General features: G+C 67.6%; 18 protein-coding genes. 9 read left to right on the top strand and 9 right to left on the bottom strand.

Translation table 11 applies throughout. The features are described 5' to 3' along the window. Window positions 1-38 precede the first annotated feature (38 nt). The gene (locus AB431_RS27225) at window positions 39-1,139 is read left to right on the top strand and encodes a cation:proton antiporter (RefSeq protein ID WP_082135966.1); all 1,101 of its coding nucleotides are present in this window, start codon (window positions 39-41) and stop codon (window positions 1,137-1,139) included. Window positions 1,140-1,184: 45 nt separating this feature from the next. Continuing rightward, window positions 1,185-1,526 carry a hypothetical protein gene (locus AB431_RS27220; RefSeq protein WP_047332572.1) on the top strand — a complete coding sequence of 114 codons (342 nt, stop codon included), beginning with the start codon at window positions 1,185-1,187 and terminating at the stop codon, window positions 1,524-1,526. Here AB431_RS27220 and AB431_RS27215 read toward each other — a convergent pair. Continuing rightward, on the bottom strand, window positions 1,513-2,445 hold the full coding sequence (locus AB431_RS27215) for an AraC family transcriptional regulator (RefSeq protein ID WP_047332571.1): 933 nt from the start codon (window positions 2,443-2,445) through the stop codon (window positions 1,513-1,515). The two genes, AB431_RS27220 and AB431_RS27215, sit on opposite strands and share 14 nt — an antisense overlap. A gap of 85 nt (window positions 2,446-2,530) precedes the next feature. Here AB431_RS27215 and AB431_RS27210 point away from each other — a divergent pair, with 85 nt between their 5' ends. Next, the gene (locus tag AB431_RS27210) at window positions 2,531-2,992 is read left to right on the top strand and encodes a DUF1772 domain-containing protein (RefSeq protein WP_047332570.1); all 462 of its coding nucleotides are present in this window, start codon (window positions 2,531-2,533) and stop codon (window positions 2,990-2,992) included. Here AB431_RS27210 and AB431_RS27205 read toward each other — a convergent pair. Then, on the bottom strand, window positions 2,989-3,864 hold the full coding sequence (locus tag AB431_RS27205; RefSeq protein ID WP_047332569.1) for an RDD family protein: 876 nt from the start codon (window positions 3,862-3,864) through the stop codon (window positions 2,989-2,991). The genes AB431_RS27210 and AB431_RS27205 overlap by 4 nt on opposite strands. Before the next feature lie 28 nt (window positions 3,865-3,892). Here AB431_RS27205 and AB431_RS27200 point away from each other — a divergent pair, with 28 nt between their 5' ends. Beyond that, window positions 3,893-4,885, top strand: a complete 993-nt coding sequence (locus AB431_RS27200) for a stage II sporulation protein M (RefSeq protein WP_047332568.1) — start codon at window positions 3,893-3,895, stop codon at window positions 4,883-4,885. Window position 4,886: 1 nt separating this feature from the next. Here AB431_RS27200 and AB431_RS27195 read toward each other — a convergent pair whose 3' ends face one another. Genes AB431_RS27195 through AB431_RS27175 form a run of 5 tightly spaced genes read right to left on the bottom strand, consistent with a single transcriptional unit; the run spans window position 4,887 to window position 10,202 of the window. Beyond that, on the bottom strand, window positions 4,887-6,209 hold the full coding sequence (locus AB431_RS27195) for a DUF58 domain-containing protein (protein WP_047332567.1): 1,323 nt from the start codon (window positions 6,207-6,209) through the stop codon (window positions 4,887-4,889). Next, a complete protein-coding gene (locus AB431_RS27190) occupies window positions 6,209-7,192 on the bottom strand; it encodes a MoxR family ATPase (RefSeq protein WP_047332566.1) in 984 nt (327 codons plus the stop codon). Before AB431_RS27190 ends, AB431_RS27195 begins: the two co-directional genes overlap by 1 nt. Next, on the bottom strand, window positions 7,189-8,310 hold the full coding sequence (locus AB431_RS27185; protein ID WP_082135821.1) for a DUF4350 domain-containing protein: 1,122 nt from the start codon (window positions 8,308-8,310) through the stop codon (window positions 7,189-7,191). The genes AB431_RS27190 and AB431_RS27185 overlap by 4 nt, the downstream gene beginning before the upstream one ends. Further along, entirely contained in the window at window positions 8,307-8,960 is a 654-nt protein-coding gene (locus AB431_RS27180) for a DUF4129 domain-containing protein (RefSeq protein ID WP_047332564.1), read from the bottom strand. The genes AB431_RS27185 and AB431_RS27180 overlap by 4 nt, the downstream gene beginning before the upstream one ends. Window positions 8,961-8,972: 12 nt before the next feature. Further along, entirely contained in the window at window positions 8,973-10,202 is a 1,230-nt protein-coding gene (locus AB431_RS27175; RefSeq protein ID WP_047332563.1) for a hypothetical protein, read from the bottom strand. Between the two features lie 99 nt (window positions 10,203-10,301). Between AB431_RS27175 and AB431_RS27170 the strand changes: the two genes are divergently transcribed. The 3 genes from AB431_RS27170 to AB431_RS31070 all read left to right on the top strand — a co-directional run bounded on the left by AB431_RS27170 (window position 10,302) and on the right by AB431_RS31070 (window position 12,075). Beyond that, entirely contained in the window at window positions 10,302-10,766 is a 465-nt protein-coding gene (locus AB431_RS27170) for a GatB/YqeY domain-containing protein (protein WP_047332562.1), read from the top strand. A 43-nt stretch (window positions 10,767-10,809) separates the two neighbouring features. Then, a complete protein-coding gene (locus AB431_RS27165; RefSeq protein WP_047332561.1) occupies window positions 10,810-11,796 on the top strand; it encodes an LLM class F420-dependent oxidoreductase in 987 nt (328 codons plus the stop codon). 105 nt (window positions 11,797-11,901) lie between these two features. Beyond that, window positions 11,902-12,075 carry a hypothetical protein gene (locus AB431_RS31070; RefSeq protein WP_194163729.1) on the top strand — a complete coding sequence of 58 codons (174 nt, stop codon included), beginning with the start codon at window positions 11,902-11,904 and terminating at the stop codon, window positions 12,073-12,075. On the opposite strand, the gene AB431_RS27160 is transcribed toward AB431_RS31070, so the two are convergent. After that, complete coding sequence (locus AB431_RS27160) at window positions 12,072-12,767, bottom strand: hypothetical protein (protein WP_052960489.1); 696 nt, start codon at window positions 12,765-12,767, stop codon at window positions 12,072-12,074. The genes AB431_RS31070 and AB431_RS27160 overlap by 4 nt on opposite strands. A gap of 122 nt (window positions 12,768-12,889) precedes the next feature. Here AB431_RS27160 and AB431_RS27155 point away from each other — a divergent pair, with 122 nt between their 5' ends. Beyond that, on the top strand, window positions 12,890-13,585 hold the full coding sequence (locus AB431_RS27155; protein ID WP_047332559.1) for a HemK2/MTQ2 family protein methyltransferase: 696 nt from the start codon (window positions 12,890-12,892) through the stop codon (window positions 13,583-13,585). Beyond that, window positions 13,582-13,806 carry a CDGSH iron-sulfur domain-containing protein gene (locus AB431_RS27150; RefSeq protein ID WP_047332558.1) on the top strand — a complete coding sequence of 75 codons (225 nt, stop codon included), beginning with the start codon at window positions 13,582-13,584 and terminating at the stop codon, window positions 13,804-13,806. The genes AB431_RS27155 and AB431_RS27150 overlap by 4 nt, the downstream gene beginning before the upstream one ends. Here the strand turns inward: AB431_RS27150 and AB431_RS27145 are convergent. After that, window positions 13,786-14,805 (bottom strand): iron-containing redox enzyme family protein, encoded by a 1,020-nt coding sequence (locus tag AB431_RS27145; protein WP_047332557.1) that lies wholly within the window; start codon window positions 14,803-14,805, stop codon window positions 13,786-13,788. The genes AB431_RS27150 and AB431_RS27145 overlap by 21 nt on opposite strands. Window positions 14,806-14,824 lie beyond the last annotated feature (19 nt).

Here is a 14,824-nt window from a genome sequence, read left to right as displayed (position 1 = left end):
TCGGCTTCTCCACCCTTGCGTTGGTCGTGGTGGTCGGCATGGCCGGACCGCTTCTCGCATCGGTGCCGAGGTTGCGCATTCCGGTCGTCATCGGCGAGCTGGCGGTGGGATTACTCATCGGCAGAACAGGTTTCGGCATCGTCGACCCCGGCGACAAGACCTTCAGCCTGCTCGCTGACATCGGTTTCGCCCTGGTGATGTTCGTCGTGGGTACTCACGTGCCTATTCGCGACGTCACCCTGCGCGCCTCTGTTCCCACGGCGGCTCTCCGGGCCGTCCTCGTCGGTGCCGTCGCGACCGCGATCGGCGTCGGATTGGCGACGGTCTTTCACACTGGTCACGCCGCGGTATACGCGGTGCTGATGGCGTCGTCGTCGGCGGCGCTGGCCCTACCGGTCATCCAGGCCCTCGGGCTTGACGGCGCCCCGGTCCAGGCCGTCACCGCACAGATCGCGATCGCCGACGCGACGTCGATCGTGTTGCTGCCGTTGGTGATCGATCCGGACCGTGCGCTGACCGCCGCGATCGGAGCGGTGCTGATCGCGCTCTGCGCGGGCGTCCTCTTCATCGGCTTGTGGGTGTCCGACCGACGTGGTTGGCGCAAGCGGTTGCATCATTATTCCGAGGACAACAACTTCGCGCTCGAGTTACGGATCAGCCTGATCGCGCTATTCACCCTGGCCACCCTCGCGCTCACCATGCACGTGTCGATCATGTTGGCCGGCTTTGCGCTCGGTCTGGCGGTCAAGGCGGCGGGCGAACCACGACGCCTGGCCCGTCAGCTGTTCGGCATCACCGAAGGCCTCTTCGGCCCGCTGTTCTTCGTCTGGCTCGGCGCCTCGCTGCAGGTGCGTGAACTCGGCGACCACCCCGGCTACATCCTGCTGGGCATCGGACTGGGCGTCGGCGCGGTGCTCGCACACTGTGTCGGGCGGCTGACCGGCCAGCCCCTGGCACTCGCGGCGCTCGCCGCGGCCCAGCTCGGGGTTCCGGTGGCCGCGGCCACCCTCGGCACCCAGAACCATCTGCTGTCTGCAGGCGAACCTTCGGCGCTGATGCTCGGCGCCCTGCTGACCATCGGGGTTACCTCGATTGCAAGCGTGGTGGCGGCGGGACGGCACCGCGCTCAGCCGGCCTGATGCGACAAACGTGTGCCGGTTGCCCGCTTGGGGTAGCCGAGGTCTATGACCGCATCGAACGCCATCGAGACTCACCCCGAAAAGGCGCCGCGAACTCGGCTGTGGATCAACTGGCTGCTGGCGCTGTCCACCATCCTGGGTGCGGCGGCCGTGCAATTGTTCGCCATGGGCGCAGTGATGGGTACCGCCGCATGCAGCAACCCGAACTGTCCGAAGCCGAGCGGCTTCGTCTACGGCCTGCTCACCTACGGCGCGCCGGCCATCGCGGTGCTGGCGATCCTCGTCACCATCTTCACCGCGAGACATCCGCGCGGGTGGGTGGTTCCCGTCATCGCGTGGGTGCTGATCCTCATCGACATCGCGATTCTTGCCGCTACCTTCTCCTAGCCCGGAAAGTGGCCGGGCTGAACCCATTGGCCCGTTTGAAGGCGGCGCTCAGCGCGAACGGCGTGCTGTAACCGACGCGGCGCGCGACCGACCCGATGGTGACGTCCGACGATTCCAGGAGATCCGCGGCCAAGGCCAGACGCCACGAAGTCAGGAATGCGATCGGCGGCTCGCCGACCAGATCGGTGAATCGTCTGGCGAATGACGCACGCGAACTGCCAACCGCGGCAGCAATTTTTGCGACGGTCCATGGATGAGCCGGATTGTTGTACATCAGCCGAAGGGCCGGCCCCACAAGCTCATCGGACTCGGCGGTCCACCATGCCGGGGCGGAATTAGGTCGAGCGAACCAGGTCCGCAGAAAGTCGAGCAGCATCAGATCGAGCAACCGATCCAGAAACGCTTCCTGGCCAGGGCCGTCGTGCGCCGCCTCAGCCGCCAGTGACTGCGGCAGCCCGCTATCCCAATCAGCCGCCCGCAGCACCGCGACATCGGGCAGCGCGCCAATCAGCCGAGCGCTCACCGCGCTGCGGCCTTCATAGGCGCCGACAACCGCACGCGTGGCGCCGGTTGCGCTGTTGCCCCATGTCCGCACCCCCAGCGCCATCGCGAATTTCAGGTCCTCGCCGGTCAGGGTCGTGCACCGCTGACCCGGATGGATGACAACCTGCGCAGCGGTGGTCACGGCGTCGGCGAGCACGTAGTTCTCGGTGCCGCGGGTCAGCGCCACGTCGCCGGCATGCAGCCGGATCGGTGCGCCGTGATCGGGTGACAAAACGGCGCCCCCATCGGTCATGCAGATGACCGTCAATGGCGCCTGGTCCTGGATGCGCATCGACCACGGCGGATCGAGCACCATGCGCAGCACGAACGCGCCATGCGCACGCACGCCGTCGAGAAGCCCCACCAACGCGTCCACCGGTGCAGCCTAAATGAGACGATTGAGTATGCGTATGGGACTGTGAGCTATTTTCAGTCTCCCGGTGCCCCGGTCTACTGGCACTATGTCGAATTCTCCCGTGGTCGTCCTGGCCACTGTCGCCGCAATCTCCGCGGCCGCGGTCGGCGGGCTGTTCTACGCCTTCTCCACGTTTGTGATGCGTGGACTCGACCGCACCGGCCCGCACGCCGCCGCCACCGCGATGCGCGGTATCAACGCCGAAGCCCAAGGCAATGCGCCGTTCTTGGGCCTGTTTTTCGGGTCCGCATTGATCGCTCTCGTGGTCGGCATCGCCGCGGCGACGCGACTGTCACATCCAGGCAGTGGCTGGATCTTGGCGGGTGCGGTGCTGGCGTTGGTGCCAATCGTCGTCACGATCGCGTTCAACGTGCCGCTCAACGACCGCCTCGCCGGGTCGTTGCCGTGGCCGGACTACTACCGGAGCTGGACGCTCTGGAACCACGTGCGGACAATTACCTCGCTGATCGGATCGGCGCTCATGGTGATCGGCGCCCGATTGCGCTAGCTCGGCGGCACGAACCCATCGGATCGGGGCGGGGTCGGCGGCGGCGCGGGCGGCGCGGCGCCCGGATACGAGGGCGGCCCAACCGGATACGAGGGTGGCGCGGGTGGATACGGCGGCGGCGGTCCGGACGGGCGCAGCCGGACCAGCTCGCGGCGGTGCCGCTCGGCGAGCACCGCGGCCAGGATGTACTGCGGCGGGACGCCAGGTGGCGGCGGCGGGGAAATCCGGCTCGTCACGTCGATCGCGATGCGGTACGCCATATCCTCACGAACAGCAGGGGTCAATTCCGGTGCCCGAGCGAGGAATTGGCGAGCCAGCTCAGCCTGATCGGGCCCCAGCGCCGAGAGCTCGAGCGATGACGCCCACCACGCCAGGGTCGGTGGCATCACCGGCGGGGGCGGCAGCTTCGGGCCCCTTTCACTGATCACGACCGTGCCGGCGAAGACGTCGCCGATGCGTTTACCGCGCGGTGAGATCAAGCTGCAGATCACCGCGGGGCCGCACATGAACATCCAGATCTCCACGAAGCCGGCCAGGGAGCGAAACAGAGCCTGGCGGAAGCGTTCTGGTCCACCGTCGTCGGACACCACCCGAAGGCCCATCGCGATCTTGCCGAGTGTTCTTCCCCGCGTGGCGGTTTCGAAGACGACGGGGTAGCCGATCAGGGTCAGCAACGTGAAGATGATCAGAACCGCGGCGGATAGCGCCTCGTCGAACTGGGTGATGGTGGCCGCCCACAACAGCACACCGATGATGTAGCCGACCATGATGATCGTCAAGTCGATCAGCGCGCCGACAGCCCGCACCGGAAGCTGGGCGATCTGGACGTCGAGGACGACGGCGTCGCCGGTCACCACAGTCTCGGGCACCATAACGGTCCACGGTACTAGTGTCGGCCGGGTGGACGTCGACGCCTTCGTGCTGGCACACCAGCAGACGTGGACTCGGCTCGAGCAGCTGGTCAAGCGGCGCCGTCGCCTCTCCGGGGAAGAGGTGGACGAACTCGTCGAGCTCTACCAGCGGGTCTCGACCCACCTGTCGATGGTGCGCTCGGCTTCGTCGGACTCGGTATTGGTGGGCCGGCTGTCCAGCCTGGTGGCCCGGGCCCGCGCCGCTGTCACCGGTGCTCACGCGCCGATGTGGCATGAGTTCGCCCGGTTCTGGATGGTGTCGTTCCCGGTGGTGGCGTACCGGGCCTGGCGCTGGTGGCTGGCGACGGCGGTCGCGTTCTTTGCCGTTGCCGTGGTGATCGGGATCTGGGTGGGCGGCAGCCAGGAAGTGCAGTCCGCGCTGAGCACGCCGCAGGAGATCGAGCATCTGATTAACCACGACTTTGCCTCGTACTACAGCGAGAACCCGGCCGGCTCATTCGCGCTGCGGGTGTGGGTGAACAACTCGTGGGTGGCCGCACAATGCATCGCGTTCGCGATCCTGCTGGGCATCCCGATCCCCTGGGTGCTGTTCCAGAACGCGGCCAACCTGGGTGTCGTCGGCGGCCTGATGATCCACGCCGACAAGGCCGACGTCTTGTTCGGATTCCTCGTGCCGCACGGACTGCTGGAGCTGACCGCGGTGTTCCTGGCCGGTGCGGTCGGCATGCGGCTGGGCTGGACGGTGATCTCCCCCGGCGACCGCCCGCGCGGTCAGGTGTTGGCCGAACAGGGTCGGGCGGTGGTTGCGGCAGCGGTCGGGCTCGCCGGTGTGCTGCTGGTGTCCGGCCTGATCGAGGCGTTGGTGACGCCGGCGCCGCTGCCGACATTCATCCGCATCGGCATCGGGGTGGCCGCCGAGGTCGGGTTCCTGGCGTACGTCATCTACTTCGGCCGCAAGGCCATCCGCGCCGGAGAGACCGGTGACGTCGAGGACGCCCCCGACGTGGTGCCGACAGGCTGAACTACAGGCGGCCCGTGGCCTTCATCGACAGGTAGCGATCGGCGAGCGCGGGTGCGAGGTCTTCCGGGGCCGCGTCGACCACTTCGACCCCGGTGTGCCGTAGCCGACTGGCGATGCTGCGCCGGTCGTTGCGGGCCCGCTCGGCGGCCGCCGCGTCGTAGACCTGGGCGGCGTCGGCGCGGCCCGCGGCCAGCTCGTCAACCCGGGGATCGGCCACGGCAGCGACGATGACCTGGTGTTTGGCTGACAATCGTGGCAGCACCGGCAGCAGGCCCTCGTCGAGGGCCGAGGAGTTCAGGTCGGTCAGCAGCACCACCAGCGCTCGGCGGCGCACCCGGCGTTGCACGGCGGCCACCATCGCCGAGGCATCCGATTCGATCAGGGCCGGTTCAAGCGGAGCCATCGCTTCCACCAGGTGGGCCAGCAGCTCGGTCCGGGATGCGCCGAAAACCGCGGCGCGGGTGAGCCGGTCGTGGGCGAGGAAGTCGACATGGTCGCCGGCCCGAGACGCCAGGGCGCCCAGCAACAGTGCCGCATCCATCGACCAGTCCAGCCGTGGCCAGCCGCCCGGGTCACGCGCGGTGGGATCGACGCCCACCCGCCCCGCCGACGTGCGCCCGGTGTCGAGCACGATCACGACCCGCCGATCGCGCTCGGGCCGCCACGTGCGGACCACCACATCGGCGCGGCGGGCAGTGGCGCGCCAGTCGATCGAGCGGACGTCATCACCGACGACGTACTCGCGTAGCGAATCGAATTCGGTGCCCTGACCGCGGATCAGCACGGGCAGCAGCCCGTCGATCTCCCGCAGCCGGGCAAGCCGGGACGGCAGATGTTTACGCGACAGGAACGGCGGCAGGATGCGCACCTGTCCGGCGACCGGATGGGACCGCTGCCGACCAGCCACCCCCAGCGGTCCGATCGACCGGACCGTGACGACCTCCGAGCGCAGATCGCCGCGGCGCACCGGCCGCAATGTCGTTGTGATGGTTTCGCTTTCAGCGGCCCGCACTGCCAACGAGTGGGAGCGCGGTTCGGCGCAGGCGCTGGGTGGCCACGCATCGCGCAGCGCACCCCGGAACCGGCGTGAGCCGGTGTTCCGGACGTACACAACGGCGTCCACCGACTGCCCCAACCGTGCCGAGGTGTCCGGCGCGCGGGTCAATTCCAGTGCCCGCGGGCTTCCGGCCAGCACAACGTCGGCGGCCACGGCAGCCAGCAGCAGCAGGAGGACAACAACGAACGTCGTTGCCGGCCAGGGCGATACGGCGATCGGCAGCGCGCCTGCGAGAGCGATCAGGCCGGCGCGTCCGGTGAGGATCACTAGCGCGGCACCGGCACCGCGGCCAGGATGCCGTCGAGCACACCATCGGGGGTGGCCCCTTCGAGCTCGGCTTCCGGGCGCAGCGCGATGCGGTGGCGCAAGGTCGGCCGGGCCATGGCCTTGACGTCGTCCGGGGTGACGTAACCGCGGCCGGACAACCACGCCCACGACCGTGCCGTGCTCAACAGTGCGGTGGCGCCACGGGGTGAGACCCCGAGTTGAAGAGACGGCGAATTCCTTGTCGCGTGGACGATGTCGACGATATAGGCCAGCACCTCGTCGGCGATCAGGACCCGCTTCACCGCCTCGCGGCCCGCGGCCAGCTCAGCGGCACCGGCGACGGGACGGATGGTGCTCAGGTCGCGCGGATCGAAACCGTTCGCGTGCCGGGCCAGGATCGCGATTTCCTGATCGCGCGGCGGCAGCGGAACGTTCAACTTCAGTAGGAACCGGTCGAGCTGTGCCTCGGGAAGCTGATAGGTGCCCTCGTACTCGATCGGGTTCTGGGTGGCGGCCACGATGAACGGGTCCGGCAGTGGACGTGGCTGACCGTCGACGCTGACCTGGCGTTCTTCCATCGCCTCGAGCAGCGCCGCTTGCGTTTTCGGCGGGGTGCGGTTGATCTCGTCGGCGAGCATGAGGTTGGTGAACACCGGTCCTTCGTGGAAGACGAACGCCGCTGTCTTCGCGTCGTAGACCAGTGAGCCGGTGACATCGCCAGGCATCAGGTCGGGCGTGAACTGCACCCGTTTGAAGTCCAGTTGCAGCGCGGCGGACAGCGCACGCACAAGCAGCGTCTTCGCAACGCCCGGAACGCCTTCCAGGAGAACATGTCCGCGGCACAGCAGCGCGATCACCAGCCCGCTCACCACGGCGTCCTGACCGACGACGGCCTTGGCGAGCTCACCGCGCAGGGCGAGCAGGGCGGCGCGGGCGGCGTCGTGCTCGGCAGTGGGGGCGGGAGGTGGGGCGTAGTTCGTCACGACGTCGTGACCTGCCTTTCGATGTCGTCAAGTGCATGGGCAAGATGAAGCAGATCGGAATCGGTCGACGGTGGCGGGCCGAACAGCAGATGCTGCACGGTGTTCGGATCTCCGGAATAGCGCTGCGCCACCGCAGATGTCACCGCGGCGGGAGAGGCGTTGGGACCCAGGCCGAGTCGCGGTGCAAGCCGCTGCAACGTTGCGGTGCGCAAGGCCTCGGCGGCCTGGCCGCGGGCTCGGCGAGACCGGTAGAGCCGGGCCCGGCCCTCAACCGTCTCCGAGGCGCGCACCACCACCGGGAGCTTCTCGGCGACCAGCGGCCCCAACCGGCGGCCCTGCCACACCGCCAGCAGCACCACCACGAGGCACAGTTGCAGCACCAGCCAGCTGACTGCGTCGGGCATCAGGTCCGTCAGCGATGAGCCCGCCGCTCCGTCGCCTTCGGGCTTTTGCGGTGCGTACCAGATGAGCCGTGGCCGATCGCCGGCCAAATTCATCGCGAGCGCTGCGTTGCCCTCGCGGAGCAACCCGCCGTTGGTCATGAAGTCCGCACTGCCGACGACCGTGACGGTCCGGCCGCCGTCCTGATAGCGCACCAGCGCGCCGCCGTAGCAGCGCGTCACGTCCACGTCGCGTGCCTTCTCGTAGGTGTCGGTGGCTCCCAGTTGCACGGTCCCGGCTCGGTTCGCTTCGCGCAGATCGCAATCGGGCTCGGAGGTCAGCATGGTGGCGCTATCGATGCGGATATCGGGGGCCAGCGCCTGCCGCACCCGCGAGGTGGGTTCCAGCAGCAGCCGGTCACCCGGGACATCGGCCAACCGGTTGAGCAGATCCTCACCGCGGGTGTAGTACGTCTCGGCCGCCAGCAGCAGGGTGTCCGGCCGGGCGGCCTGCTCGACCTCGGCCACGGTGGGGGCGACGATGACGTCGACGCCGCGGTCGCGAAGCAGCGTGACGAGGGCGTGCGCACCGTCGGGGCCGGTCGACTCCGGATCCATCCGGCCGCCCGGGCGCGGGGCGGTGAGAAACGCACTGACCGCCGCGATGGCCGAGATCACAACCAGTGCAAGGGCAATCCAGCGTCCGGTACGCCATCGCTGGCCGATGGTGGTGCTCACCGCAGCGGAGCCCAGGTGTCGAGGACGACTGGCGTGTTCGCGTCGGAGCCGGCCAGGGTGGCGTGCCGGCGCAGTGCTTCGTCGAGGTGGGCGACCAGCCGGTAGTCGGATTCGGTGCCCGGCTGTTCGCCGTAGGTGACATCGTTGAACACCGTTGCCGCCTGCCGTAACTCGCCACCGAATGCCGGCAGCAGTTCACCGGCGTCACCAGCGAGTTCGTTGGCGGTCCGGCCCGGAACCGGATTGAGCAGGCCATTCTCCTCTAGGTGGCGGCCCACCGCGCGAAGGCGATGGCGAATCGCCGCGGACCAGTTAGCTTGCGCCGCATACGACTCGGCGGTGGCGCGATGTTCGGCGGCGCTGAGTTCCCGTGCACCGAACAGTCCCGCGTCGCCGCCCCGGCTGGTGCGCATCGTGCCCCTGGCGATCCGCACCGCGACGATGAACGCCACCAGCACCACGATGGCCAGCACCGCAATCGTCAACCAGCCGCCCGGAATCGACGAGCCCTTGGCAATCACCCGGTACAGCAGTTCCTGCAGCCACTCACCGAGGCGGTCGGTCAACGACTCCTTCGGGTAGATCGGTTTGGCCAGCTCACGCTGCGCCGCGTCGTGGGCAGCATCCCGGTCGATGTCGATGGCAGGCATGGTGATCGGGTATCAGCCGCCCGGGGTGAGCCACAGATTGTCGGCGGTGACGGTGTCCGCAGGCCCCGCGGTGGCGCCGGTCTGCAGCACCAGATCGAATGCCTCGGCGCGGATGCGGGTGTCGGTGTAGAGCAGCACCGTCACTCCTGCGGTGAACGGCGCGGTGATGATCTGCGCGATCGCACCCCCGACTGCCGCCAAAGCCGTCGCGAGGATGATCGGTCCCGAGGAATCAGCTCCGAGCAGAAATACCTGGCCGGCGATGCTGAACGGGACAGCGACCGCGCCGGCGATCACGCCGGCCACCACCGACGCGAGCAGCCGTATTCCGAGTACGCGCCAGAAGTGGTTGCGTACCAAGCCAAATGAGCGGCGGATTGACGCCACGACGGGCTTGCGTTCCAAGACGACCGCCACTGGCGCGAACGACAGGGCGGTGTAGAGGTAAGCCAGCGCAGCGATCAAGGCGAGCACCAGCGGAATGCCGACGATGACGGCGGCGGTGCCGTTGGCCGCCACGGCAATGCCTGCGATGACCGCCACGACCACCCCGACCAAGAGCAGGACGGCGAGGACTTCAAGCGCGCTGAATCCGATCAGCGCCCATAACCGGCCGCGGAGGCGATGCCATGCTTCACCAACGGTGATCTTGGCGCCGAACACGGCCCGCCCGACGACGACGGTGAGCATGCCGGCCAGCAGGATCCCGGCCAGCGCAGTGGTCAATGCGCTGGTCACACCGGACGCCGCGGTCCCCAGCAGAGCCGGCGTCGACATCTCCTCACCGGTCTCTGCGCCCACCTTGCCCATCGAGAGCAGCGGACCGAGTTGCAGAATCAGCGCCAGGGCCTGGGTTATCACCACGACGACCGTCGTCAGACCCAGCGTGGCCTTCGGGTTGGCGCGGATGTAGCCGACCGCGCCGTTGAAGAGGTCGCTGAGGGAAAGGGGCCGCAGCGGGATGATGCCCGGCTTGGCCGCCATGGGCACCTGCGGTCCGTATCCCGGCTGCGGATAACCGGGCGGGCCATAGCCCGGCGGCGGGTAACCCGGCGGGGGGTAGCCGGGCGGGGGGTAGCCGGGCGGTGGATAGCCGGGCGGGCCGTAACCCGGTGGCGGATACCCCGGCGGCCCGTAGCCCGGCGGCGGATAACCCGACGCGGGATATCCGGGCGGCGGGAATGGCGGCTGACCAGGCCATCCCGGCGGCGGTCCTGGTGGTCCGGCAGGCGGAGTCGTCACCGGCGAACGCCCCCGACGTCGTTGCTCATCAGCCCATCCTGTCGACCGGCGGGGTATTTCTCAACGTCCCGACCATCCCGGGCGCGTAGCGTTTGCGCCATGGCGGAGCTCAAGGACCGGCTGAGATCGGACCTCACCGAAGCGATGAAGGCTCAGGACAAGTTGCGTACCGCGACGCTGCGACTGCTGCTTGCGGCGATCCAGACCGAGGAGGTCTCCGGTAAACAGGCGCGCGATCTCTCCGACGAGGAGGTGCTCAAGGTCCTCGCCAGGGAGTCCAAGAAGCGCAGCGAGTCCGCCGAGATCTACACCCAGAACGGTCGTGGCGAGCTGGCCGCCGAGGAGCACGCCGAAGCCCGGATCATCGACGAGTACCTGCCGACTCCACTGACCGATGCCGAGGTGGCCGATGTGGCCGACACCGCGATCGCGCAGGTGGCTGAGGAGATCGGGGAGCGGCCCTCGACGAAACAGATGGGTTTGGTGATGAAGGCCGCCACCGCGATCGCCGCGGGTAAGGCCGACGGGTCGCGGTTGTCTGCCGCGGTCAAGGCGCGCTTGTAGGGACAGCTCGTTTCGCTATCTGAGGTGGGGGTACTCGTCGCGCATGACGCGCTTCGGATACACCCTGATGACCGAACAGAGTGGGCCCAAAGACCTTGTGCGCTATGCCGTTTCGGCCGAACAGGTGGGTTTCGACTTCGAGGTCTGCAGTGACCACTTCTCGCCATGGCTGACCTCGCAGGGCCATGCGCCCAACGCCTGGACGACGCTGGGTGCGGTCGCACATGCCACTGAACGAGCGGCTCTCTACACCTACGTGACCTGCCCGACTATGCGGTATCACCCCGCCGTCGTCGCGCAGCAGGCCGCCACCCTGCAGATCCTGGCCGACGGCAGATTCACCCTCGGGTTGGGTTCCGGTGAGAACCTGAACGAACACGTCGTCGGCAAGGGATGGCCGACGATTCAGCGCCGCCAGGACATGCTCAAAGAAGCGATCGCGGTTATCCGTGAGCTGCTCAGCGGCGAGCTCGTGGACTACAAGGGCGAATACTTCGAGGTGGATTCGGCGCGGATCTGGGATGTCCCCGACGAGCCTGTCACCATCGCCGTCGCGTTGTCCGGGGAGCGCTCGCTGGAGGCCTTCGCCACGGCGAGCGACCACATGATTGCCGTCGAACCGGACGGCAAGCTGGTCGACGGCTGGCATGGTGCACGCCAGGCCACCGGTCTGGCCGGCGGCGGCCGGGTGATCGGTCAGATCCCGGTGTGCTGGGATCCCGACCGCGACGCCGCCATCAAACGGGCGCATGAACAGTTCCGCTGGTTCGGTGGCGGCTGGAACGTCAACGCCGACCTGCCGACCCCGGCCGGCTTCGCGGGCGCCACGCAGTTCGTCAGGCCCGAGGACGTTGCCGAAAGCATCCCCTGCGGACCCGACCTCGATGCCATCGTCGAATCGGTGAGTGCCTACTGGGAAGCAGGATTCACTGATATCGCGCTCGTCCAGATCGGTGACGAGGGACAGGACGAGTTCCTCGCCAAAGCTGCCGAACCGCTGTTGGACAAGCTGCGCGAGGCAGCCAACTAGACCGTGTCGTCCGCGACGAGCAGGCTCCCCTGCTCGTCGCGGAACGGCAGCGTGATGCCCCCCACGAAGGGGTTGAAACGGAGCATCTCGGGTTATTCGGCCGTCATGACTGACCGGACCTCGGACGAGGAAGACCACGCCGATTACACCGACGATCACCAGGACGAACCGCGCGGCGGGCGGCCCGGTCCCGCGGACAAGGGCCGCGAGGGCGGGATGGCCACTCGCGAAGTCGCCCCCGACGTAGCGGACTCACCCGACCAGGAGCCGCCGGACTAGGACTCCGCGTCGCGTCCTTCGCGGCTGCTGCGATACGCCGATTCCCGGAAGCTGCGCAGCCATTCGGGCCAAACCCGAACCTCGGGCGCGCTGTGGCGAACCGGGTCGAAGGCGGTGTCATGGTCGGCCTGCTGGTCCGACGGCACCACTTCGGTCAGCCGCAGGGTGGCCATCGGCTCGAAGTCGCTGTTGCCGCAGGCTTGCTCGACGTCGAACTCCAGGCCGTCGCCGTTGATGTGCTCGTGCGCCGCCTGCAGCGAAAGCCCCGACCCCATGGTCGTGGCCAGGCGGGCCCGGATCCACCACAGCTCATCCTTGTAGCGCAGCGGCAGCAGGCTCGAGTACCAGGCCTCGGACCAGGAGGTCACGGGACGCAGTGCCACCCGGTTGGGCAGCAACGCGCTCGAACCGAAGCCTGCGGTGGCCAGCAGGACATCCCACGGAGTAGCCGCGAACGGGCTTGGTGGCATCCGCCAAGCCAGCCCAGCGGCATCCGGCAACGAGCCTGGCGTACCGAGGGCTTTGGAAACGCGTCCCAAGATGTTGCCGGATTCCACCGGCAGACCCTCCCCGGGGGGAGACATCCGCTCGATCGTGCCGTTGGCCAACACCCCGGCGGGGTGGAAGAAACGGCGCTGCCGGAGGGCCGCTCCAGCGGCGATGGGCAGGGCTGCAAGATCGGAAGCTTTCACCCCGATCACCTTCCCGGTCAACGGCGCGGGCAAACCCATGCGGGTTTAGCGATGCCGTAACGGGGCATTTATCTCCAACGCGGTGAGAAAACACGGCGCGACCGACCGTCGAAAGGCCAACGTTGACCATTCTTTATCCCGACCTTCAGAGTTCGGTGGCAGCTGACGCTGGCGTGTATGCGCCGCAACATGATTCACAACTCCTGATCGATGCGATGACCCTCACCGGTGTGGTGACCGAACGTCGTGTGGCGGACTTGTGCACCGGTAGTGGCGTCATTGCGATTGCGGCCGCCCAACTGGGCGCACGCAGCGTCACCGCATTCGACATCTGCCCGAAGGCTATTCGGTGCGCGACGGGCAATGCCGCCGAGGCGGGCGTGGGTATCGATACGCGGCTGGGAACCTGGGGTGAAGCACTGGAGGCCGGCCCGTTCGACGTGGTTGTATCGAATCCGCCTTATGTGCCAACAAGTCCCGACGCACATCTGGAAGAAATCCCCTCGGAAGTGGGTCCGGCGACGGCGTGGAACGCCGGCGTCGATGGTAGGCAGGTGCTGAACCCCCTGTGTGATTCAGCGCCTGAACTGCTGACCGACAGCGGTACGATGTTGATCGTGCAGTCGGAGTTCTCGGACACGGAGCAGTCGTTGCGCCGATTGCGCAGTGCCGGTCTGGACGCTGAAGTTGTTCTCAGCCAGCTCATTCCGTTCGGTCCGGTGCTCACCGCCCGGGCGTCGTGGATGGAGCGCATCGGTATGCTGCCCGTTGGCCGGCGGGAAGAGGAAATCGTGGTCATTCAAGCGGAAAAGCGTTGAGCGAGGACGAGTCCCGGCTGGTCCGGATCGTCAGCGGCGGCCCCATGATGGTTCAGGGGCCGGTGCGCATCGAACTGCCCGACGGAACCGTCGTCGAGTCCGACCGGTTCATGGTCGCCATCTGTATGTGCAAGCGCAGCAAGACTTATCCGCTGTGCGACACCAGTCATCGCCGACGCAAGCGTGTCGGCGGCGAGTCCTCAGCTCAGCGGCCGGCGTAGCGAACTGCGCTCGCTGGTCCAGCACCGCATCAGGTGATCGGCGAGCCGATCCTCCACCATCAGGTGCGCCCTGATCCCGAAGATCACGTCCCGGTCGAGTGCCGGCTCGCGGCTGACCAGGTCACCGACGACATCGGTGCGCACTACCTGCTCGTGCACGGCGTCGGCCTCGACATGCTCCCGGTAGAACCGCGTGCAGGTCTCCGGCGCGCCCATACGTTCCATGGCCTCGACAAGGCGGCGCGACCCGGGTGACGACGTGATCTCCGTGGAGGCGAAGTGGCCGATGGCCGCCCCGCGATACTTGCGGTGCAGCCCGAACAGCGACATCAGGTTCACCACGGCCAGCGACTCGGCAGGCACGGCGTCGATATAACCGAGATAGCTCGCATCCAGGCCCGCGGCGACCATCAGATCCGCGAAGAGTTGCTGGTGCACGTGATCGCTTCTGCCACCACCGAATTCGTCGAACTCGATCGCCACGAACGCGGCTTTGGCCATCCCGGTGAGTCGGGGAATGGCCCATGCGTGCGGGTCGCCCTCTTTGAGGTGGTAGAGCGAGCGATGGACGAAATACTCCTGCATCTGCTCCCAGGTGCCGGTGCTCCGAAGGTAGTAGGACGGTCCCGTGCCGTCGGCCGGCTCGATCGTCAGCTTTTCCATCTCGGCGTCGGCGGTGTCCTCGGGACCGATGTCGCCGACATCGCGCTGCACGGCCGCCAGGAACGTCTCTTCGAGTTGCGCGCGCAAGTACAGCAGCCCGGGGTTCCATTCCCAGCCGGCGTCGACGCCGGCGAATCCGCGGTAGTGCAACTCGTAGCAGACGTACAGCGCAAGTTGAACGTCGATGCCGTACGGATCGGAGTCGTGCAGCGACGCTTCGATCCGATGGAGATGATTACGCGGCGCACGCTCGGTCAAAAGATCCAGAACTGCCATGGACACCGGGCCTCGAGCTTGGGGGAGGCGTGGTTCTACAACGATGGGAGCAACCGTCACCTCGGTTTTATCCCCGGCC

It is taken from the genome of Mycobacterium sp. EPa45, assembly GCF_001021385.1.
Taxonomy (GTDB): domain Bacteria; phylum Actinomycetota; class Actinomycetes; order Mycobacteriales; family Mycobacteriaceae; genus Mycobacterium.
This window is presented reverse-complemented; position numbering and strand designations above follow the sequence as displayed.